17 protein-coding genes are annotated in these 21,655 nt (G+C 74.0%); 4 read left to right on the top strand and 13 right to left on the bottom strand.

Going from position 1 to position 21,655, the window contains the following annotated elements; genetic code table 11:
* Window positions 1–487: 487 nt before the first annotated feature.
* Window positions 488–1,765: an ROK family transcriptional regulator gene (locus AC6CH9_RS00705; RefSeq protein ID WP_498153180.1), complete on the bottom strand. Its 1,278-nt coding sequence runs from the start codon at window positions 1,763–1,765 to the stop codon at window positions 488–490.
* Between the two features lie 66 nt (window positions 1,766–1,831).
* Here AC6CH9_RS00705 and xylA point away from each other — a divergent pair, with 66 nt between their 5' ends.
* Both xylA and AC6CH9_RS00695 read left to right on the top strand, forming a co-directional pair.
* Window positions 1,832–3,022: a xylose isomerase gene (gene xylA / locus AC6CH9_RS00700; RefSeq protein WP_313661820.1), complete on the top strand. Its 1,191-nt coding sequence runs from the start codon at window positions 1,832–1,834 to the stop codon at window positions 3,020–3,022.
* A gap of 1 nt (window position 3,023) precedes the next feature.
* Window positions 3,024–4,619 carry a xylulokinase gene (locus AC6CH9_RS00695; RefSeq protein ID WP_498153179.1) on the top strand — a complete coding sequence of 532 codons (1,596 nt, stop codon included), beginning with the start codon at window positions 3,024–3,026 and terminating at the stop codon, window positions 4,617–4,619.
* A gap of 84 nt (window positions 4,620–4,703) precedes the next feature.
* On the opposite strand, the gene AC6CH9_RS00690 is transcribed toward AC6CH9_RS00695, so the two are convergent.
* Window positions 4,704–5,036 (bottom strand): hypothetical protein, encoded by a 333-nt coding sequence (locus AC6CH9_RS00690; RefSeq protein ID WP_498153178.1) that lies wholly within the window; start codon window positions 5,034–5,036, stop codon window positions 4,704–4,706.
* Between the two features lie 121 nt (window positions 5,037–5,157).
* Window positions 5,158–5,619, bottom strand: a complete 462-nt coding sequence (locus AC6CH9_RS00685) for a tRNA (cytidine(34)-2'-O)-methyltransferase (protein WP_498153697.1) — start codon at window positions 5,617–5,619, stop codon at window positions 5,158–5,160.
* Window positions 5,620–5,765: 146 nt separating this feature from the next.
* Between AC6CH9_RS00685 and AC6CH9_RS00680 the strand changes: the two genes are divergently transcribed.
* Window positions 5,766–6,161, top strand: a complete 396-nt coding sequence (locus AC6CH9_RS00680; RefSeq protein ID WP_498153177.1) for a YybH family protein — start codon at window positions 5,766–5,768, stop codon at window positions 6,159–6,161.
* Window positions 6,162–6,165: 4 nt separating this feature from the next.
* Here AC6CH9_RS00680 and AC6CH9_RS00675 read toward each other — a convergent pair whose 3' ends face one another.
* On the bottom strand, window positions 6,166–7,116 hold the full coding sequence (locus AC6CH9_RS00675) for a LysR family transcriptional regulator (protein WP_498153176.1): 951 nt from the start codon (window positions 7,114–7,116) through the stop codon (window positions 6,166–6,168).
* Between the two features lie 82 nt (window positions 7,117–7,198).
* Here AC6CH9_RS00675 and AC6CH9_RS00670 point away from each other — a divergent pair, with 82 nt between their 5' ends.
* On the top strand, window positions 7,199–8,230 hold the full coding sequence (locus AC6CH9_RS00670; protein ID WP_498153175.1) for a DMT family transporter: 1,032 nt from the start codon (window positions 7,199–7,201) through the stop codon (window positions 8,228–8,230).
* 42 nt (window positions 8,231–8,272) lie between these two features.
* Here the strand turns inward: AC6CH9_RS00670 and AC6CH9_RS00665 are convergent, their stop codons facing one another.
* The 9 genes from AC6CH9_RS00665 to AC6CH9_RS00625 form a co-directional block, all read right to left on the bottom strand.
* Window positions 8,273–9,337: a hydroxyacid dehydrogenase gene (locus tag AC6CH9_RS00665; RefSeq protein ID WP_498153174.1), complete on the bottom strand. Its 1,065-nt coding sequence runs from the start codon at window positions 9,335–9,337 to the stop codon at window positions 8,273–8,275.
* Window positions 9,334–10,521 carry a dihydrodipicolinate synthase family protein gene (locus AC6CH9_RS00660; RefSeq protein WP_498153173.1) on the bottom strand — a complete coding sequence of 396 codons (1,188 nt, stop codon included), beginning with the start codon at window positions 10,519–10,521 and terminating at the stop codon, window positions 9,334–9,336. Before AC6CH9_RS00660 ends, AC6CH9_RS00665 begins: the two co-directional genes overlap by 4 nt.
* A complete protein-coding gene (locus AC6CH9_RS00655; RefSeq protein ID WP_498153172.1) occupies window positions 10,521–11,579 on the bottom strand; it encodes an NAD-dependent epimerase/dehydratase family protein in 1,059 nt (352 codons plus the stop codon). Before AC6CH9_RS00655 ends, AC6CH9_RS00660 begins: the two co-directional genes overlap by 1 nt.
* 8 nt (window positions 11,580–11,587) lie before the next feature.
* Window positions 11,588–12,508: a carbohydrate ABC transporter permease gene (locus AC6CH9_RS00650; RefSeq protein WP_264031083.1), complete on the bottom strand. Its 921-nt coding sequence runs from the start codon at window positions 12,506–12,508 to the stop codon at window positions 11,588–11,590.
* Window positions 12,505–13,458 (bottom strand): carbohydrate ABC transporter permease, encoded by a 954-nt coding sequence (locus AC6CH9_RS00645; protein ID WP_498153171.1) that lies wholly within the window; start codon window positions 13,456–13,458, stop codon window positions 12,505–12,507. The genes AC6CH9_RS00650 and AC6CH9_RS00645 overlap by 4 nt, the downstream gene beginning before the upstream one ends.
* Window positions 13,459–13,534: 76 nt before the next feature.
* Window positions 13,535–14,809 (bottom strand): ABC transporter substrate-binding protein, encoded by a 1,275-nt coding sequence (locus AC6CH9_RS00640; protein ID WP_313661828.1) that lies wholly within the window; start codon window positions 14,807–14,809, stop codon window positions 13,535–13,537.
* Between the two features lie 112 nt (window positions 14,810–14,921).
* Window positions 14,922–16,307: a Gfo/Idh/MocA family protein gene (locus tag AC6CH9_RS00635; RefSeq protein ID WP_498153170.1), complete on the bottom strand. Its 1,386-nt coding sequence runs from the start codon at window positions 16,305–16,307 to the stop codon at window positions 14,922–14,924.
* Between the two features lie 382 nt (window positions 16,308–16,689).
* Window positions 16,690–18,909 carry a peptidase C14 gene (locus AC6CH9_RS00630; protein ID WP_498153169.1) on the bottom strand — a complete coding sequence of 740 codons (2,220 nt, stop codon included), beginning with the start codon at window positions 18,907–18,909 and terminating at the stop codon, window positions 16,690–16,692.
* An 85-nt stretch (window positions 18,910–18,994) separates the two neighbouring features.
* Window positions 18,995–21,262: a peptidase C14 gene (locus AC6CH9_RS00625; protein ID WP_498153168.1), complete on the bottom strand. Its 2,268-nt coding sequence runs from the start codon at window positions 21,260–21,262 to the stop codon at window positions 18,995–18,997.
* Between the last annotated feature and the right edge of the window lie 393 nt (window positions 21,263–21,655).

Raw genomic sequence — 21,655 nt, 5'->3', positions numbered from 1 at the left:
CAGGCCCGCCACGACGCGGCACCACCACCCACCCCGCCCCGGCGTCGTCTCACCGTGGTCTCCGCTCGCGCGGGCGACCGCCCGCGCGGTCGCCGACCAGGCGACCTCGGCTCGTCCGCAGACCGTGACGCGTCAAGAGCGCCGGCTCGTGCGGACCAGACCCCTGGTCAGCGGGTGCGGACCGAGGCGCGCGACCGGCCATCGTCGCGCGGGTCGGGTGCGCCCACTCCGCTACCGCGGCAGACCAGGCCTCCACCTCGTGCGACCAGGCCTCTACCTCGTGGGACCAGGCCTCTACCTCGTGGGACCAGGCCTCTACCTCGCGCGACCAGGCCTCTACTTCGGCAGACCGGGCCTCTATCTCGCGCGCCCCACCGCAGACCCACCCCCGCGGGCTTGTGACCACGCTTCTACCTCGCGGGACCTGGGCTCTACCTCGGCGGACCGCGCCTCTACCTCGGCGGAGCAGGGGGCGGCCCGGCGGCGGTCAGTCGTCGGCGACCCAGGCGCTCGGGTCCTCGACGACGCCGCGCAGGACCTCGCGCGCGCCCCCGGTGAGGGCCGCGTGGTCGCCGACCGGGGCGGGGAGCAGCACGACGTCCGTCCACGGGGCGGCGAGGACGCGCGTGCGCAGCTCGGCCTCGGCCGCGCTGCGCAGGTAGGGCAGGAGCGCGGGGTAGATGCCGCCGAGGAGGACGGTGTCGATGTCGACGAGGTTCACGTAGTCGGCGAGCGCGCTGCCGAGCGCGGTCCCGGCCCGCTCGACGACGGCGAGCGCGCCGGGCTCCGCGGCGTCGAGCGCCGCGACGAGCGCGTCCACGGGTGCGTCGACGGGCAGCCCCGCCCCGCGCAGGAGTGCATCTTTGCCCGCGTACTGCTCGAGGCAGCCGGTCGCACCGCAGCGGCAGCGCGGGCCGCGCGGGTCGACGACGACGTGCCCGACCTCGCCCGTCCACCCGTGCCGACCGTGGAACAGGCGGCGGTCGACGACGATCGCGGACCCGATGCCGACGTCGCCCGAGACGTAGAGGTAGGTCGAGGGCGCCGGGTCGGACCCCGGGTCCGGCGCGTCGTCGGGCACGACGCCGCGGCTCGCCTGGGCGAGCGCGGCGAGCTTGGCCTCGTTGCCGATCTCGATGGGGACGTCCGGGTCGAGGCCGAGGAGCCGGACGGGGTCGAGGTGGGACCATCCGAGGTTGGGCGCGACCTCGAGCCGTCCGGCGCGGGTGTCGACGAGGCCGGGCAGGGCGAGGCGCGCTCCGGCGACGGTCATGCCGTCGGCTCGGACGGTCGCGAGGAGGTCCTGTGCGATGCGGCCGAGCCGCGCGAGGACCTCGGCGGGGTCGCTGTCGTGGAGGTCGTCGGGGTCGACGTGCTCGGCGACGACCGCGCCGGTGAGGTCGAGCACGCGGCCCCCGAGGTAGTCGACGTTGACCTCGAGGCCCAGGCCGACGAGGGAGCGCGGCGCGGGCGCGAGGGGGACCGCGGGCCGGCCCGCGCGCTGCGGGGTCGCCGGCGGGAGCTCCGCGACGATGGCCGCGGCGACGAGGCGGTCCACCAGCGTCGAGACGGTCGCGCGCGTGAGGCCGCTGGCCGCGGCGATGTCGGCGCGCGAGCACGGCTGGGCGGACTCGAAGACCGCGCGGGCGACGAGGGCGAGGTTGTGCTCGCGCAGCGTGGCCTGCCGGGCTGCTGGGGGACCCGTGCGGGTCGCGACGCTGCGGTTCACGGTCTTGACCTTACCGACCCGGGCGGATAAGTTCATCCGTACGACATAAATAGGCCGTGGACGCGAGGACCGCGTCACGGCCCTCTCGACGAGGAGACCACCGTGGCCGACGAGACCACCCGACACGACACAGACATCAACTTCTCCTTCGGTCTGTGGACCGTGGGCTGGACCGCGCAGGACCAGTTCGGCTCCGCGAGCCGTCCCGCGCTCGACCCGGCCGAGTCCGTGCGCCGCCTGGCCGACCTCGGCGCGTGGGGCTTCACGTTCCACGACGACGACGTCGTGCCGTTCGGCGCCGACGACGCCGAGCGCACCAAGCGCCTCGACGCGGTGCGCCAGGCCGCCGAGGACACGGGCCTGGTCATCGAGATGGTGACGACCAACCTGTTCAGCCACCCCGTGTTCAAGGACGGCGGCCTCACCTCGAACGACCGCGGCGTGCGCCGCTACGCGCTGCGCAAGGTGCTGCGCAACGTCGACCTCACGGCCGAGCTGGGCGCCAAGACGTTCGTCATGTGGGGCGGCCGCGAGGGCACCGAGTACGACGGCGCCAAGGACCTGCACTCCGCGCACGAGCGCTACGCCGAGGGTCTCGACCTCACCGCGGCGTACATCAAGGAGAAGGGCTACGACCTCAAGATCGCGCTCGAGCCCAAGCCGAACGAGCCCCGCGGCGACATCTTCCTGCCGACCATCGGCCACGCGCTCGGCCTCATCGCCAAGCTCGACAACGGCGACATCGTGGGCCTCAACCCGGAGACGGGCCACGAGCAGATGGCGGGCCTCAACTACACGCACGGCCTCGCGCAGGCGCTCTGGGCGGGCAAGCTCTTCCACATCGACCTCAACGGCCAGCGCTCCATCAAGTTCGACCAGGACCTCGTGTTCGGCCACGGCGACCTGCTCTCCGCGTTCTTCACGGTCGACCTGCTCGAGAACGGCTTCCCGAACGGCGGCCCCACGTACACGGGCCCGCGCCACTTCGACTACAAGCCGTCGCGCACCGAGAACGAGGTCGGCGTGTGGGACTCCGCGCGCGCCAACATGGAGACCTACCGCCTGCTCGCGCGCAAGGCCGCGGCGTACCGCGCCGACAGCCGCGTCCAGGAGGCGTTCGCGCACTCCGGCGTGTTCGAGCTCGGCCAGTCCACGCTGGGCGAGGGCGAGTCGGTCGCCGACCTGCTCGCGGACCGCAGCGCGTACGAGGAGTTCGACGTCGACGCCGCGGCGAACCGCGACTTCGGCTTCGTGCGCCTCAACCAGCTCGCGCTCGAGCACCTGATCGGCTGAGGTGACGACCGACCCCAGGACGTCCGACGCCGGCGGCGAGCGCACGCTCGTCGCCGGCGTCGACACGTCCACGCAGTCCTGCAAGGTCGTCCTGCGCGACGCCGTGACGGGCGCCCTCGTGCGCACCGGGTCGGCCAAGCACCCCGACGGCACGGAGGTCCACCCCGACGCGTGGTGGGACGCGTTCCGCGAGGCCGCGTCCGCGGCGGGCGGGCTCGACGACGTCGCGGCGCTCGCCGTCGGCGGCCAGCAGCACGGCCTCGTCGCGCTCGACGCGGACGGGAACGTCGTGCGCGACGCGCTCCTGTGGAACGACACGCGCTCGGCCCCGGCCGCGCGCGAGCTGATCCGCGAGCTCGGCGAGGCCCGCCTCGCCGAGGGCGTCCCGGACGCCCACGACCGGGTCGAGTCCGCGACCGAGGCGGGCGCCCAGGCGTGGGCGGACGCGATCGGGTCGGTGCCGGTCGCCTCGCTCACCGTGACCAAGCTGCGCTGGCTGCGCGACGCCGAGCCGGAGAACGCGGCGCGCGTCGCCGCCGTCGCGCTGCCGCACGACTGGCTCACGTGGCGCATCGCGGGGTACGGCCCGGCGGGCGACGAGTCCGCGCCGCTCGGGCCGGACCTCGACGCGCTCGCCACTGACGCGTCCGACGCGTCGGGCACAGGCTACTACGACGCGATCAGGGACGACGGTCCCGACGGCCGGGGCGCGTACCGCCTCGATCTCCTCGAACTCGCGTTCGGCCGGACGGACGTCGTGCTGCCGCGCGTCGTCGCACCCTCAGCCGTGGCGGGCGTCGCGCACGCCTCGGTCGCCGGCAGCGCGGTCGAGGGCGGCACGCTGCTCGGCCCCGGCGCGGGCGACAACGCCGGTGCCGCGCTCGGCCTCGGCATGGTCGCGGGCGACGTCGCGGTGTCGATCGGGACGTCGGGCGTCGTGTCCGCCGTGACCGACGACCGCACGGCGGACGGCTCCGGCCTCGTCAACGGGTTCTCCGACGCGACGGGCCGCTACCTGCTGCTCGCAGTGACGCTCAACGCGAGCCGGGTGCTCGACGCCGCGCGCGCCGTGCTCGGCGTCGACCACGCGGGCCTGTCGCGGCTCGCCCTCCAGGCGCCCCCCGGCGCGGACGGGCTCGTGCTCGTGCCGTACCTGGAGGGCGAGCGCATGCCCAACCGCCCCGACGCGTCGGGCACGCTGCACGGCATCCGGCTCGGCACGTCGACGCCGGAGCACCTCGCGCGCGCGTACGTCGAGGGCATGCTGTGCGGCCTCGCGGACGGGCTCGACGCGCTGCGGGCGCTCGGCGTCCGGGTCGAGCGCGTGCAGCTCATCGGCGGTGGGGCGCAGTCCGAGGCGGTCCGGCGCATCGCGCCGCAGGTCCTCGGCCTGCCCGTGACGGTCCCGGAGCCCGGCGAGTACGTGGCCGACGGCGCCGCGCGCCAGGCGGCCTGGGTCCTCGCCGCGCACGCGACGGGTGGCTCCGGGGCGGACGTCGCCCCGCCCACCTGGGCCGCGTCGTCGGCCACGGTGGTCGAGGCCGACCCGGTCCCGGCGATCCGCGAGCAGTACGCGGCGGTCCGCGACCTCGTCTGACACGACCTCGCGACAGCAGGGAAGGGCCCGGCCCCCGTGAGGGGGGCGGGCCCTTCGTGCGCCCACGACGGTGGGCGGGAGCGGTCAGAGCACGCGGACGACGGGGCCCGTCACACCGGCCTTGCGGCCCACCGCGGCGGCGCCGGTGACGCCCCAGACCGGTCCGGCGATCTCCACCGACGCGACCGACGTCGTCGAGACCGAGCGGTTGAGGTTCATCCCGTAGGCGGAGCCGTAGACCTCGAGCAGCACCCAGTCGCACGTGCCCGCGCTGACGGTGAAGACGTTCCCGGTCCGGGTCACGTCGAACGAGCACACGCCGCCGTCGTAGGGGGCCGCGCTCGCCGAGGGCGCGATCGCGACGGCAGCGGCTGCGAGAGCGGAGACGGCCAGGGCGCGCAGTCGGGTGGTTCGCATGGAGCTCCTTTGCTCAGGGGTGGGGGACCGGGATCGGCCCGGCCACAGTTCACCGTGGCGCGGCCCTGGCAGCAACTCGGGGACTACGTAACTTTGACCCCCACCAGGTACGTGCTTTCCCTTAGGTGCCGCCGACGAAGCCCGTCTGCCGCCACGCCTCGTAGACGGCGATGGACGCGGCGTTGGTGAGGTTGAGGGAGCGGCGCCCGGGCAGCATGGGGATCTTGAGCTGGTCGGTGATCCGCTCGTGGACGAGCACCTCGTCGGGGAGCCCCGTCGGCTCGGGGCCGAACAGCAGGACGTCGTCGGGCCGGTAGGTCACGTCCGTGAACGACGTCGTCGCACGCGTCGTGAACGCGAACACCCGGCCCGGGAGGGTCACGAGCACGGCGTCCAGGTCCGCGTGCACCTCGACGGTCGCGAGGTCGTGGTAGTCCAGGCCCGCGCGGCGCAGCCTGGGCTCGTCCAGGTCGAACCCGAGCGGCTCGACGAGGTGCAGGCGCGCCCCGGTGACCGCGGCGAGGCGGATCGCGTTGCCCGTGTTGCCGGGGATGCGCGGCTCGTAGAACACGACGTGGGGCAGGGTCGACGGCGGTCGGGCGGCCGGGTCGGCGACGTGCGGTCGCCAGTCGGTGCCGGGGTCGGGGGTCTCGCTCACCCCCCGATTCTCGCAGCGTCGGGGGAGGGGTAGCGTCGGACGGGTCGACGACGACCGATCGAGGAGGGATCGTGCCCGAGACCGTCCAGCGCGAGGCCGTGACGGCCTGGGTCGCGGCCTACGAGAAGGCGTGGCGGGCGAGCGACACGACCGCAGTCGAGCGGCTGTTCACCCCGGACGCGACGTACCTGCGCTCGCCCTATGACGACGAGCCCCTGCACGGCCACGACGCGATCCGCGGGTTCTGGACCGCGGACGAGGGTGCGACCTTCACGGTGACCGCGGAGCCGGTCGCGGTCGAGGGCCCGGACGCCGTCGTGCGCCTCGAGGTCCGGTACCTCGCGCCCGAGATGCAGGAGTACCGCGACCTGTGGGTGCTCCGGTTCGCCCCGGACGGGCGCGTCGAGCGCTTCGAGGAGTGGCCGTACTGGCCCGGCCGGTCGTACACGGCGTCCGACGGGTCGTAGCGCCTCACGCGCCGAGCGTTCCGCCCTGCGGCGCAGCGATTCTCGCTCGTGTACCCGCGCGGTCGACACGTGCTCCCGCGACCTCGCGGAGCGTGTCGAGCACGGCCCGCGTCGGCGGCGTACCGACGACGGCGTCGCGCAGCACGGCGTGGATCGAGCGCAGGGGAGTCGGCCGGACGACGGGGACGGCGACGAGCCCGGGAGGCAGGTGCGCGGCGCCGAGCGCGGGCAGGACCGTGACCCCGACGCCGGCGCCGACGAACGCGATCGCGGTCGGGTAGTCGTGGGCCTCGACGTGGAACGGCGGGCTGAACCCGGCGGCCGTGCACGCCTCGACGAGGTTGCGGCGGCACCAGCCGCGTGCGAAGTCGTTGTCGACCCAGCGCTCGTCGCGCAGCGCGGCGAGCTCGACCTCGTCGCGGGGTGCCAGGTCGTGGTCGTCGCGCAGCACGACGACGTACGGGTCGTCGAGCAGGTGGTGCGACCGGAAGCCGCTCCCGGGGCCGAACCCGCGCGGCGCGACGACGAGCTGGACGTCGGCCCGCTCGTCGGGATCGTCCGGGATGGTCTCGCGCAGCGACAGGTCGAGGCGGACGCCCGGGAAGTCGGTCGTGAGCCGGCGCACGACGTGCGGCAGCCACGCGGCACCCACCGACGCGAAGTAGGCGAGCGAGAGCGAGCCCGTGCGGCCCGCCCGCAGGTCCGCGACGGCGGCCTCCGCCTCACCGAGGCGCGCGAGCACGCCGTCGGCCTGGGCGGCGAGCGCGAGCCCCGAGGCGGTGGGCCGCACGCCGCGCCCGGCTCGTTCGAGCAGCGTCAGACCGGTCTCGCGCTGGAGCGCGGCGACGTGCTGGCTCACGGCGGACGGCGTGTACCCGAGCGTGGCAGCGGCGGCCTGGACCGACCCGCTCGCGACGACGGAGCGGAAGATCCGCAGGCGGTGGACGTCCAGCATCCCTCCACGCTACAGCGAGACTGAATCGAGGGGTAGGAAATATCGCTGGTGCTGAACAGTGGGATGGGGCGACGATCGACGTGTGACCGCACCCGAGACCCCGACGACCACGCCCGTCGACGCCGCCCGGCCCGCCGCCCCGTCGGCGACGTCCGCCCGGTCGGGCCCGACCCTCGTTCGCGGGTCGTCGGCCGGTCGTGCCGCGACGCCCGTCGTCCTCGCCGTGGCCGTGACCGTCCTGCTGTGGGCCTCGGCGTTCATCGGTGTCCGGGCCGCGGGCCACGACTACGAGCCCGGGTCCCTCGCGCTCGGCCGCCAGCTCGCCGGCAGCGTCGGCCTCACGGCGATCGTCGCCGTCCGGTGGCTGCGCAGCGGTGCGCGACCCGTCCTGCCACGCGGTCGCGTGCTCGTCGCCGTCCTCGCGTGGGGCGTGGGGTGGTTCACCCTCTACAACCTCGCGCTCAACGCCGCCGAGCAGCACCTCGACGCGGGGACGACGGCGCTGCTCGTCAACGTGGCGCCCGTCCTCGTCGCGGTCCTCGCGGGCCTGCTGCTCGGGGAGGGCTTCCCCCGCCGCCTCCTCGTGGGCATGGCCGCGGCGTTCGCGGGGGTGGCCGTCATCGCCGCGGCGACGTCCTCGGGGGAGCGCGACGTCGTCGGGGTCGCGCTCGGCCTCGCGGCCGCGGTCCTCTACGCGGGCGCCGCGACGTCGCAGAAGCGGCTCCTCGCGCGCGTCGACGCGCTGACGATGACGTGGGTCGGGTGCCTCGCGGGCACGATCGCTCTCCTGCCGTTCGCCCCGGCGCTCGCCGCCGACGCGGGGTCGGCTCCCGCGTCGTCCACGTGGGCCGTCGTGCTCCTCGGGCTCGGCCCGACGGCGGTCGCCTTCACGACGTGGGGGTACGCGCTCTCGCGCCTCAGCGCTGGGCGGGCGGCGGCGACCACGTATCTCGTCCCGCCGCTCGTGGTGGTGCTCTCCTGGCTCGTGCTCGCCGAGGTCCCGGCCGCCGTCACGCTCGCGGGCGGCGCGCTGTGCCTCGCCGGGGTCGCGGTCGCGACGCTCCCGCGGCGGCGGGGCGGGCCGGCGCCGCTGGTGCCGGACGCCGGAACCTGACCCGCCCGGTGCGGCCCGCCCCGACCCCGTCCCCCCGCGGGCTCAGCCCATGCGGTCGAGGTCGGCCTCGCGCACCTCGTGGACCAGCGGATCCCCGGCGCGGAAGCGGGCGAGCTCGTCGACGACGATCGCGCCCTGCGCGAGCCGCCCCTGCACGGTCGCGGCGGCGTGGTGCGGCGTGAGGAGCACGTTCCGCAGGCGGCGCAGCGGGTGGTCCTCGGGCAGCGGCTCGGCGTCGTAGACGTCGAGCGCGGCGCTGATCCGCCCGGTCGCGAGCTCGCGGACGAGAGCGTCCTCGTCCGTGAGCCACGACCGCGCGGTGTTGACGAGGCCCGCGTGGTCGGGCAGGAGCGCGAGCTCGCGCGCGCCCAGCAGGTGGTGGGTCTCGGGCAGGACGGGCGCGTGCAGCATCGTCACGCGGCTCGTCGCGAGCAGCTCGTCGAGCCCGACGAGCGTCGCGCCGAGCGCGGTGGCGTCGGCGGGGGAGAGGGTCGGGTCGGCGACCACGACCTCCGCGCCGAGCGCGCGCAGCATTCCGATCGCCGCGCGCCCGGTGCGCGACGCCCCGACGACGCCGACGCGCGTGCCCGCGATCTCGTACCGCGCGGGTGCGGCCTCCGCGTCGGCCCACGGGACGCCGTCGTGCAGGGCGTTGTGGAACGCGGGGACCTGGTGCAGCAGCGCGAGCGCGAACGTCACGGAGACCTCCGCGACCGGGCGCGCCATCGCCTGGCCCGCCTGCGTCACGCGGACCCCGCGCTCCCACAGCGCGGGCGTGACGAACGGCTTGACGGAGGCGCCCGTGTGCGCGACGAGGCGCAGCCCGGGGAGCCGGTCCAGGAGGTCCGCGTCCAGGGGCGGCGTGCCCCACGAGATGACGAGCGCGTCGACGCTCGCGCGCGCCGCGGGGCCCAGCCGGTCGAGGGTGGCGCCGAGCGCCCGCGGGTCGTCGACGACGTCGAACGGCCCCGCGCCGGCCAGGCGTTCCCACACGTCCGGGGCGAACAGCTCGGCGCGCAACCACGGCGCGACCGCGACGACCGCACGGGCCGTCCCGGTTCCCGGGCCGGTCTCCGGGCTGGTCTCCGTGCCGGGCGCGCCGGTCATCGCAACCAGTCCTCGAGGTGCTCCGCGACGAGCGCGTCGTCCGCGGCCGCGAGCCACGGGTACGACGCCGTCACGCGCGTGAGCTCGTCGGCCTGGCCGGGCGACAGGGTCTCGTCCGGGTCGAGGCACCAGATGCCGGCGAGCAGGCTTTGCCGGCGCAGCACCTCGTGCACGCCTGCGATGACACCCGCGAAGTCGTGCGCCGCGTCGAAGACGGCGGCGTTGGCGTCGGTGAGCCCGGCCGCGCGCGCGGTGAGCGTCGCGAGGGCGGCGGCGTCGGGCACGGTGGCCTCGCCGTCGGGGTCGATGCCGTGCGCCGCGTGCGCGAGGGCCAGCGTCTCGACCGCGCCCCGGGTCCAGACCGCCCACTGCCCGAGCAGGCCGCCCACGAACCGGGCCGTGAAGGTCGAGGCGCGGCCCTCGGCGTCCGTCACCGGGACGTCGAGGCGCTGCGTGAGGTCGGCGACGATCGCGTCGTCGTTGCCCGTGTACAGCGCGATCTCGTCGCCGCGACCCGACGCGGCGACGCCGCGCAGCACGTCGATCGTCCGGTAGCGGTGGAACGGCGCGGCCTTGATCGCGACGACCGCCTCGATCGACGCGTACTCGCGCCAGAAGCCGACGGACAGGCGCGGGCCGCCGATCGCCTCCTGGAGGTAGAACCCGATGACGGGCAGCACCTCGCCGACGGCGCGGGCGCGGTCGAGCAGCACGCGCTCGACCTCCTCGCGCGAGCCGGCGAGACCGGGCACACGTGGCGCGAGCAGCACCGCGTCGTAGCCGAGCGATGCCGCGAGCTCCGCCTCCGCGACGGCCTGCCGCACGTCGCCGGCAGCCCCCGCGACCTGGACGAGCGGGCGGGGTCCGGTGCGCAGCGAGCCCGCAGGCGCGTCGCCCGCGACCGTCGCGCGCGACACCTCGGCCGCGAGCTCGAGCACGGGCCGCAGGAGCCCGTGCTCGCGGATCTCGAACTGCGTCGTGTGGACGCCGACGGCCACGCCGCCCGCGCCCGCCGCGTGGTAGTACCGCGTGAGCGCGCGCTGGCGGCGCTCGTCGAGGCGGCGGTCGGCGTCGAGCGCGAGGGGCTGGGCCGGGATGACGGTCCCCGCGCGCAGGAGCGCGGCGACGTCGTCGGCGAGGCGCGGGGTGGCCGGCGCCGCGGCGGGGGTGGTGGGGGCCGTCATCAGAACGCCCCGTCGCGCACGGCGAACTTCGTCGGCTTGCCGCTCGTCGGCAGCCCGGCCGCGAGCCACTGCGCCTGCCAGTCCACGAGCGTGCGCAGCGGCACCTGCGGGTAGCCGAACAGCTCGTGGCAGCGCGTCGCGTCGTTGAGCAACGCCGTCGGGGCCGGCTCGCCCGCGAACGACACCTCGCGGTCGAGGCCGCGGGCGAGCAGCGTCGCGAGCCGCTCGACGGACGCCGTCTCCGGGCCCGTGAGGTTGATCGCGGTCGCGGGCGAGGACGCGAGGCCCAGGGAGCGCAGCGCGACCTCGTTCGCGTACCCCTGCCACACGACGTTGACGTGCCCGGTGGTGAGGTCCACGGGCTCGCCCGCCAGGATCGGCGACGCGACGTCGAACAGCACGCCGTAGCGCAGGTCGACGGCGTAGTTGAGGCGGATCGTCACGACCTTCGTGCCGCGCGAGAGCGCCGCGTGCTGGAGCACGCGCTCGCGGCCGAGGCAGCTCATCGCGTACTCGCCGACCGGCCCGACGGGGTGCTCCTCGGAGCACCCGCCCGACTCGACGGGCACGAGCGGGTAGACGTTCCCGGTGGAGAACGCGGCGATGGTCGAGTCGGCGTAGCGGCGCGCGACGTCGTGCACGAGCGCCGCGTTCGCGGCCCACGCGAGCGACGGCGCGGACGACGTGCCGAACTTGGCGCCGACCATGTAGACGACGTCGGCGCCGTCGGGCAGGTCGGCGAGGTCCGCGTCGGGCGCGAGCAGGTCGGCCGCGACGACGTTCACCCCGCCGTCGCGCAGACGGTCGGCCTGCGCGGCGTCGGACCACCGCGAGACGGCGTGCACGGCGTCGCCCGTGCGCCCGGCCGCGTCGAGCGCCCGGCGGGCGAGGACGGTGAGGCTCGGGCCCATCTTGCCGCCCGCGCCGAGGATGACGAGGTCGCCCGAGCGGGCGGCCAGGTCCTCCACGAGGGCGGGGGACGGCGTCGTGAGCAGCTCCTCGAGCTCCGCGACGGACGTCGGGGCCTTCAGGGCGGTGGTGCTGGTCTGCGTGGTCATGTGGTGAGTCATCCCTTGATGCCGGACGAGGTGACGCCCTCGACGAAGAAGCGCTGGGCCACGAGGTACGAGGCGAAGATCGGAACGAACGAGATGGTGGCGCCCGCGAGCACCATGTTGAGCGGCACGTCCTGCTGCTGGAGCGAGGCGATGCCGACGGTCAGCGTCCAGTGGTCGGTGCCCTGGCCGATGATGAGCGGCCACAGGAAGTCGTTCCAGTGCCACAGGAAGACGAACGTGCCGAGCGTCGCGAGGATCGGCTTGCACAGCGGCAGCACGATGCGCAGGAAGATGCGCCACTCCGAGGCGCCGTCGAGCTTCGCGGCCTCGAACAGCTCGTCGGGCAGGTCGAGGATGAACTGCCGCATGAGGAACACGGCCTGCGCGTTCGCGAGCGTCGGCAGGATCAGGCCCCAGTACGTGTCCAGCCCGCCCGCCTGCGCGATGAGGATGAACGTCGGGATGAGGGTCACGTGGTACGGGACCATGACCATCGCGAGGAACGACCAGAACATCGCCTCGCGCCCCGGGAACTTCTTCTTGGCGAACGCGTAGCCGGCCATGGAGGCGAGCAGCAGCACCGCGACGACGGACACGACCGAGTACACGAGCGTGTTGACGAGCCAGGTGCCGATGTTGCCTGCGCCGAGCACGCGGTCGTAGGCCTCGGTCGTGAGGTTCGTCGGCAGGAGCGACGCGGGGAAGTCGATCGCGGCGGCCGGCTTCAGCGAGAGCACGACCATCGCGTAGAACGGGAAGATCGTCACGACGGCGGCGAGCGAGAGCACGACGTAGCGCAGCACCTTGCCGCGCAGCGACAGGTCGCTCGCGCCCTTGCGGCCGCGCCGGCGGCGGGTCGCGGTGGGACGCACCGGCAGCGCGGCCCCCTCGAGCACGCGCTCGGTGGTGGTGGGGTCGGCGGCGGTCACTTGTCCCTCCCGATGGCGTAGCGCTGGATGAGGGCGACGACGAGCGTGACGACGAACAGCGCGACGCCGAGCGCGCTCGCGTAGCCGAGGTCGAAGTACTTGAAGCCCTGGTCGTAGATGTAGAAGACGAGGTTGTAGCTCGCCCGGGCCGGTCCGCCCGCCGTCATCACGTAGACGAGGTCGAAGATCTGGAACGACGCCGTCGTCTCGATGACGGCGAGGAAGAAGAGCGTGGGCTTGAGCTGGGGCGCGATGATGAACCAGAACCGCTTCCACGGTCCGGCGCCGTCGATCGCGGCGGCCTCCTCGAGCTCGCGCGGCAGGTCCTGCATGCGGGCGAGGAGGATGAGCATCCCGTACCCGAAGCGCGACCAGATCGCGACCATCGCGAGCGCGGGGAGCACGAGCAGCGTGTCGCCGAGCCACGAGTCGGTCGAGAACCCGAGCGCCCCCATGAGCTTCGACCACGGGCCGTTCGTGGAGAACACCCACGTGAACACGGTCGCGGCGAGCACGAGGCTCGTGACCACGGGCAGGAAGAACACCGACCGGTAGAAGCCCGAGCCTCGGAACGAGCGGCGCACCATGAGGGCCATGAACGTCGAGATCGCGAGCGACACCGGGACGATGAGCAGGCTCAGCACGACCGTGACGCGCAGCGCCGACCAGAAGATCGGGTCGTCGACCATGCGCCGGAAGTTCTCGACGCCCGTCCACTCGGCGCCGACGCCGATGGTGTAGTCGAAGAAGCTCAGCGCGACGCCCGCGATGGCGGGGCCGAACCGGAACAGCAGGAACAGCAGGAACGCGGGGAGGGCGAACAGCAGGCCGATCCTCGCCTCACGGCGCTCCAGGACGCGGCGGGTGCCGCCGCGCGGGGGCCTCGGCGCCGGGCGCCGGTCGGCCCCGTCGGCGGTGAGCCCGTCCGAGGTGGGGGCGGTCGCGGTCATGGGTTCTCCTCTCGTACCGCGAGGGGTGCCGCGGCGCGGGCGCCCAGGGGGAGGGCCGCCCGCGCCGCGACGTCGGTCAGCCGAGCAGCGGGTTCGCCGCCGCGGCCGCGTCCTTCAGGGCCTGCTCCGGCGTCTTCTCGCCGATGAGCGCGGCCTGGATCTCCGGGGCGAGCACACCCATGACCTCACGGGACTTCTCGTTGACCTCGCCCGCGGTCGTGTACTGGAGCGTGTCCTCGAGCGCCGAGAGCACCGGGTCGTCGGCGTAGAGGCCCGACTCGCTCTCGTACGGCGAGAACCAGCCCGCCGCCTTCGCGTACTCGGTGCTCACCGCGGGCGAGGTCGCGAACGCGGCCCACTTGCCCGCGGCGTCGAGGTTCTCCGCCGTCTTGAGCACGGACAGCGAGCCGACCGTACCGAACGCGACCGCCTCGGCCTGCTTGAGCGGCGGGAGCACGACGACGTTCTCCTCGCCCCAGAAGCCCGCGACGTCGGCCGGGCCCTGCTGCCAGGTGCACGCGATCTTGCCCTTGGCGGTGTTGGTCTGCTCGAACGCGGGGATCGTCGTCAGCAGGTCCTTCTCGATGTACCCGCCCTCGGCGAGGTCGACCGCGAACTGGAGCGCCTCGATGCCCTCGGGCGAGTCGAACGCGACCGACGAGCCGTCCTCGGAGAAGACGGACCCGCCCGCCTGCCACAGCAGCGGGTAGAAGGACTCGTTGAGCGTCGCGTCGACCGAGCCCCAGTAGTTGGTGACGTCGTAGCCGGCGGCCTGGAACGTCGGCGCGAGCGCCATGAGGTCGTCCCACGTCTCCGGGTAGTTGCCGGCCTCGCCGACGGCCTCGAACGCCGCGGCGTTGCACACGAGCGGCTTGCTGTTCATGATCAGCGGCGAGCCGAGCATCGCGCCGTCGACCGTGACGGCCTTCGACGCGTTCTCGCGCAGGTCGCCCACCTGGTCCGTGACGTAGTTGTCCACGGCGGCGAGGGACTTGCCGTACTTCGGGATCTGGTCCGGGATGAGGTAGACGACGTCGGGGCCCTTGTTGCCCGCGATGGCCGTCGCGAGGGTCTCGTCGCGGCCGGCCCACGGGTAGATCTCGACCTTGACGTCGACGTCGGGGTTCTCCTCCTGGAAGGCGGCGATCTGCTCGTCCCAGAAGGCCTTGTGGGCGGCCTCGTCGGCGATGACGGGGTAGGTCCACATGGTCACGGAGCCGGACGCGGCGCCGTCCTCGGGGGTGGGCGTGGAGCTGCCGGCGCCGGCACCGCCGGCACAGGCGCTCAGCGCGCCGAGCGTGCCGACCGCGAGAGCGGCGGTCCAGAGGCGCTTCGTCGTGCGCAGGGTCATCGACGTGTCTCCTTGGTGAGGTCCCGCCGGGGTGGGCGGGTGGGGGGTGGGTGGTGCTGTGCGGTGTGGTGCTGTGGAGGTGCGGGGTGGTGCGGTCGTCGCGCCGGACGCGTCAGCGGGCCGGGACGTCGACGACGGTGCGCCGGTGGCGCGACTCCTCGGCCGCGAACACGGCGAGGTGGCTCTGGAGCGACTCGACGGCGCCCGACCGGACGTGGCTCGGGTCCCCCGTCGCGACGGCGCGCACGAACGCGTCCATCACCCCCGAGTCGCCGCCCCCGTGGTCGTCGGCGGCGTTCGTGGCGCCGTGGTGGCCGCCGTCGTGCACGGTGACGCTGCCGTCGCGGAAGTCGGTCACGCGGACCTTCTCCCCGTCGCCGTCGAGGCAGCCGTGGGTGCCGAAGATCTGGGTCTTGCGGTGGTCCTGCTCGGAGAACGCGGTCATGGTGAACGTCGCCGCGCCGCCGCCCTCGAGCTCCATGGCGACGACCTGGTGGTCGACGACGTCGTTGTCGGAGTCGTAGACGCAGCGGCCGTAGTCGGTCGTGCGCAGCGCCTCGACGACGCCCGCCTCGTCGGTCGCGTCCGTGATGACGGAGACGGGCCAGATCGGGCCCCGCTCGCGCAGCGTCGTGAGGTACAGGCGCGGCGCCGAGTACGGGCACGTGGGCTCGAGCGGGCAGTCCAGGCAGCGGTCCGCCGCGCCCGCGGGGCGCTCCTCGGGCCGGAAGTGCTTCAGGGAGCCGAAGCTCGCGACCGTCGCGATCCGCTTGCCGGTGACGTAGCGGATCCAGTCGAGGTCGTGGCTCGACTTCGCGAGGAGCATCGGGCTCGACGTCTTCTCCGAGCGCCACGGGCCGCGGACGTACGAGTGCGCGTCGTGCCACCAGCCGACGGGCTCGAGGTGCTGGACGTTGACGATCTCGCCCAGGACGCCCGAGTCGACGACCGACTTCACGAGGTCCGTGTACGGCATGTAGCGCATCACGTGGCACACGCCGAAGAGCACGCCCGACGCCTCGACCGCGTCCACGACGTCCCGGCACTCCTCGGGGCTCGGCGCGAGCGGCTTCTCGACGAGGATCGCGTACCCCTGCGGCGCGAGCGCGACGACGGGGTCGCGGTGCTCGCGGTCCTGCGTCGCGACGATGACCATGTCCGCGAGCCGCCCCGTGCCCCCTGCGGCCCGGTCGGCGTCGCCCGCGGCGACGAGGTCCTGCCAGCCGGCGAACTCGACGACCTGCGGGAGCTCGACTCGCGGTTCGGCAGCGAGCGCTGCGCCCGACTCGGTGCCCGACGCGTGGGCGTGGGCTGCGGAGAGGCCGGCCTGCGCGGCGACGGCCTGGTCGACGACGAGCCCGCGCTGGTGGGGTCGGGGGTCGGCGACGGCGACGAGACGGGCGCGGTCGGGGTGCTCGGCGAGCCAGCGCGCGTACGTCTGACCACGGTTCCCGGCGCCGACGAGGGCGACGGTGACAGGCTGGGGGTTCGGGGTCACGTGTGCGGTCCTTGCTCCGTTGCGATGGTCCTGCGGGGCGGGGGTCTCCCGGCCCTGGCAGGCCTCGTTTGCTATTTGCTATAGCAAGCCTGCCATGCCGATGTTACGCCAGATCGGCGCTCGTGTTAACTCGCGCACGACGCGATGCGGAGTTGTGACCTTCGCGCCGCGGCTGCGGGTACCGGCGCGATGGTCGCCGTGGGTCGGGGCCGGGGGTGGTGAGTGCGGGTCTACCATCCGCGCCGCTCGTTCCTCGCGGCGCTCCCGCCAGGCCCGCCACGACCCGCACTCACCACCCCCGGCCCCTTCGTCGTCTCGCCTCGCGCGGCGCTCACCGTGCCGGGCCGCGCCCGGTGGGGGAGAGCGGCGCGAGGCGGGCTCGTCAGACGACGAGGTTGCCCGTGGTGACGACGCGGTCGCCGTCCTCCGGGAACGCCGTGCGGGTGACGCCCTGCTCGACGTTGCCGCTGTGCAGGGCGTACGAGTCGCCGCCCAGCGCGGACGGTGCCAGCGCGAGGGTCCCGCCCGCGAAGGTCGAGCCCGTGGCGGACCACCTGTTGATACCGGCGTCTAGGTTCACGTGTCCAGTGTCACCCGACGGCGCGGTGCTCCGGACGCCGTCGAGCGCCCACGTGACCGGCTTGTCCGCCTTCGTCCGGCGCAGGAAGCTGCCGCCCGCGGGCTTTCCCTCCAGCCGGGCGCCGCCGTCGAGCCGGATCGTCTGCTCCGCGGCGCCCGCCGCGACGATCGCGACGTTGCGCACGACGCCGCCGCGCACCGTGAGGTCGCCGCTCGCCGTGACGGTGCCCTCGCCCTCGGCCGCCTCGAGCGTGCACGCGTCGAGCACGACCTGTCCCTTCCCGGCGAACGAGGCGTTCTTCAGCCCGTTCAGGGTCGTGCGCACGAGGTGCACCGGGTTCGTGACGTTCGCCTGGGTGATCGCGGTGTCCGGCAGCACCGCGAACCGCGACCCCTCGATGACGTTGGGCCGCTTCGACAGCGCCGACGCCTGGGAGATGATCAGGGTGTCGTCGGCCTGGCAGCCGCGGAGCTGGACGCCGTCGGCGTTGACCCACAGCATCCCCGAGCCCGCGAGGCCGTCCTTGCGGATGACCTGCACGTCCTCGAGCGTGAGGTCGGTGACCTTGACGCGCGCGACGAACCACGAGCACACGTGCCGCGTCACCGTGATGCGCTTGGCCGCGCCGCCCCAGGCCGCGCCCGAGTTGGCGAACGTCATGAGGCCGGAGTTCCCGACGTAGGTGAGGTCGTGCTCGTACTGGCCGTGCGTGACGAACGGGCCCTGGTCGTCGCCGTCGCCGTGGCAGTTCTCCACGAGCCCGTACGACGACGCGGTCCAGTCGTTGAGGTGCCGCGCGTTGGTCGTGTGGCAGTCCACGACGTGCCCGTAGTTGCAGTAGATCTGCTGCGTCAGGTAGCCCGCGCCGCCCCACGTGACCGACGCCGGGTTGGTCAGCGAGCAGCCCGCCGTGCGGAAGAACGTGCTCCATCGGCGCATGACGAGCGGCCAGAAGGTCGCGACGCCGTGCACGTTCTCCACGTCGCAGCGCACCGCGTACTCGTAGGCGATCGGGTGCGAGCCGGTGTACTGGTCGCCGTCGGGCCGGCCGCGGAACGCGAGGTTGCGCACGTGCACCTGCTCGACGGGCTCCACGCGCGTCCACGTGAGCGTGCGGCCCTTCGCGAGCGACCAGCCCGCCTTGTAGTTGACGCGCACGTGGGTGGCGTCCACGATCTGCGTGATCTGGACGAGGCGCTGGAGCTCGCGCTCCCAGCGGCCGGCGAGCGCGTTGACCTCGACCGCGTACCACTGACCCACCTCGAACCGCGACGAGTCCGCGACCTCGTAGTCGTCGCGCAGCTCCGGCATCGTCGCCGTGAGGGTGTTCGTCCGGACGTCGTCCGTGACCTTGCCGCGGAAGAACAGCACGGCCGCGAACGGGTCGTCCTGCCCGGCGTCCTCGATGCCCTCGGTGGTCATGAGGTGGTTGCCGAAGTCGAGCTCGAGGTTCGAGCGGGTGAACGTGTGGCGGCGGGTGAAGTTGAGGTCGGTGTGGGCCTCGATGCGCGTGATGCTGGGGTCGTCCACGAGGGCGTCGAGCGCGTCGTCGGCCGGGGTGTCGGTGCCGAAGAGGCCGAACCAGCGGAAGTCGGCGGTGCCGGTGTGCAGGGTGTGCCAGCGGCCCTTGGCTCCCGCGTCCTGCGGGGCGAGGACGGTGCCACCGTTGGCGGCGGCGGTGGACCTCGCGTCGTAGCGCAGGAGCCGGGCGGCGCCGTCGCCGGGGGTCGCGTGGCCGAGGAGCTGGGCGACGGTGCCGTCGTCGAGCTTCTTGGCCTTCCAGCCGGTGAGCTGGGCGACGGTGGCGGCGACGATGACCTCCTCGTCGGGCTTGTCGTCCTTCTTCGCCGCGAGCGGTGCGCCGGGGAGGGGCGCCGCCTGGGCGCTGCCGCTGCCGAGTGCGACGGCGCCGGCGGCGAGGGAGGCGATGCCGGCGACGCGCAGCAGGTTGCGCCGCGAGGGCGGCTGGGCGGCCTCGCCCGGTGCCGCCGTCGTCGGCTCGGTCGTGGTGTCGAGGGTCATGGGTGTCCTTTCGTCGGCCCGTGCACGACGGCGCGGGTGTCGGTGGGGAGGAAGGTTCGGGTGCCCGGGTGGTCGCCCGGGTGGGTCACACGAAGAGGTTCGCGTCGACGAGCACGCCGTCGCCCGCGGTCGGCAGCCCCGCGCGGTCGACGCCGGTCTCGACGTTGCGGGCATGGAGGACGCGCACGCCGTCGGGCAGGTCGAGGCGGCCGCCCGTGAACCGCGACCCGGACGCGGCGTAGCGGTCGCCCGCCCGCAGCGCGACGTGGGCGGTGCCGTCGGCGGCCCGCAGGTCGGCGCCGCAGAGCGTGACGTCCACGGCGCCCGCGCCGGTGCCGCGCGACACGAGGGCGCCGGCCGTCGTCGTGCCCGACGCCCGTACGCCGTCGAGCACGAGCCGCTGGTCGCGCGCGCCGCTGAGCCGCACGCCCACGCCCCGCCACGTCCCGCCCGTGACGGTGACGTCCGCCGAGCCGAGGTCGACCGGCGCGGCCGGGGCCTCGTCCGTGCCGCCGACGAGCTCGCAGTCGGTGAACGTCACGGGACCGGCGCCGCGCAGGATCGTGCCGTCCACGCCGGTGATGCGCGTGCGCACGAAGTGCACGGGGTTCGTCACCGGCGTCTGGTGCAGCACCGACCCGGCGGGCAGCGCGAACGCGCAGTCCTCGACGACCGTCGGGCGCCGCGACAGCGACGACCGCTGCCCGACGGCGAAGAAGCCCGCCGTGCAGCCGCGCACCTGCGCGCCGTCGGCGTTGATCGTGAGCGTCGCCTGCGGGTCGAACGTCGAGCGCGCGACGACGTGCACGTCCTCGAGCGTCAGGTCGGTGATCTTGGTGCCCGCGACGAACCACGAGCACGTGTGGTGCTTGACCGTGATGCGCTTGGCCGCCGTGCCCCACTGGCCGCCCGAGTTGGCGATGTCCATGAGCCCGCTGTTGCCGACGAACACGAGGTCGTGCTCGTACTGGCCATGGGTCGTGAAGGGGTTGCCGCCCTGGTCGTCGCCGTCGCCGTGGCAGTTCTCCACGAGGCAGTACGCCGACGCCGTGAGGTCGTTCAGGTGCCGCGCGTTGTGGCTCGTGCAGTCGGAGACCCGCCCGTACAGGCAGTAGATCTGCTGCGTGAGGTAGCCGGCGCCGCCGTAGAAGACGGTCGGCGGGTTGGCGACCGAGCACCGCTCGGTGACGAAGTGGGTGTTCCAGCGCCGCATGATGACGGGCCACCACGTGCGGTGGCCGTGGACGTCCGAGACGTCGCAGCGCACCGCGTACTCGAACGCGACGGGGTGGGAGCCGGTCATCTCCCGGTCGTCGGGCAGCTCGCCGTTCGTCGGCCCGTCGAAGGGCCCGGACCCGTGGAACGTCATCGCGCGCACGTGCACCTGCTCGACGGGCTCGACGCGCGTCCAGGTGAGCACGCGCCCGGCGGGCAGCTCCCAGCCGTTCTTGTAGTCGACGCGCACGTGCGTCGCGTCGAGCACCTGCGTGACCTGGACGAGGCGCTGGAGCTCGCGCTCGTCCCCGCCGCCGCCCGGGCGCTCGTCCGAGCGCAGCGCCCACCACTGCCCGACGGCGAACGCGCCCGCGTCCGCGACCTCGAAGACGTCCGTGAGGTCGGGGAGCGTCGCGGCGAGCGTGCGCTGCTGCGTCTCGTCGGTCACGCGCCCCTGGAAGAACAGGACCGCGCCGAACGGGTTGTCGTGCGCGTTGCGCTCGATGCCCTCGCTCGTGACCGTGTGCCCGCCGAAGTCGAGCTCGAGGTTCGAGCGCGTGAACGTGTGGCGGCGGGTGAAGTTGAGGTCGGTTCGGGCCTCGATGCGGGTGATGCTCGGGTCGTCGACGAGGGCGTCGAGCGCGTCGTCGGCCGGGGTGTCGGGGCCGAAGAGGCCGAACCAGCGGAAGTCTCCGGTACCGGTGTGCAGGGTGTGCCAGCGGCCCTTGGCGCCGGCGTCGCTCGGGGCGAGGACGGTGCCGCCGTTGGGGGTCGCGGTGGACTTGGCGTCGTAGCGCACGAGGCGGGCAGCGCCGTCGCCCGGCGTGGCGTGGCCGAGGAGCTGGGCGACCGTGCCGTCGTCGAGCTTCTTGGCCTTCCAGCCGGTGAGCTCGGCGACGGTGGCGGCGACGAGGACCTCCTCGTCGGGCTTGTCGTCCTTCTTCGCCGCGAGCGGTGCGCCGGGGAGGGGCGCCGCCTGGGCGCTGCCGCTGCCGAGTGCGACGGCGCCCGCGGCGAGGGAGGCGATGCCGGCCACGCGCAGCAGGCTGCGCCGCGACGGGGGCGGGGCGTCGACCGCCGGCTCGGGCCGGCCGAGGGTCGGGGACGCGGGGCGGGTCTGGGATCGGGGAGTGGACAACTCGGGCACCCTTCGGGACGTCGGGAGGACGCCGTGCGGGCGGGCGACGCGAAGGCTCCGGCGGCCCGGGGCTGCGGGGTGTTCCGGGGGAGCGGTGCTGCGGGGGTCGTGCGGTTCCGGTGCTGGGTCGGGGTCAGCGGGTTCGTGCGCGTCGTTGCGACGGTGAACCGGACTCTCGGAGAGTAGCGGGATGCTATGGCATCGTCAAGAGCAGCACGACGAACGTCGACGCAGGTCAGATGGGTTATCGGATGAGAACGATTGCCATAGCAAGCGAACCCGGGAGAAGGTGGCACGCCAGCCGCGCCGAGGTAGAGCCCTGGTCGCGCGAGGTAGAGCCCTGGTCGCGCGAGGTAGAGCCCTGGTCGCGCGAGGTAGAGCCCTGGTCGCGCG

Source organism: Cellulosimicrobium sp. GQ32, assembly GCF_059758455.1.
Note: the sequence above shows the minus strand (reverse complement) of the source record. Positions and strands in the feature narration are given on the sequence as shown.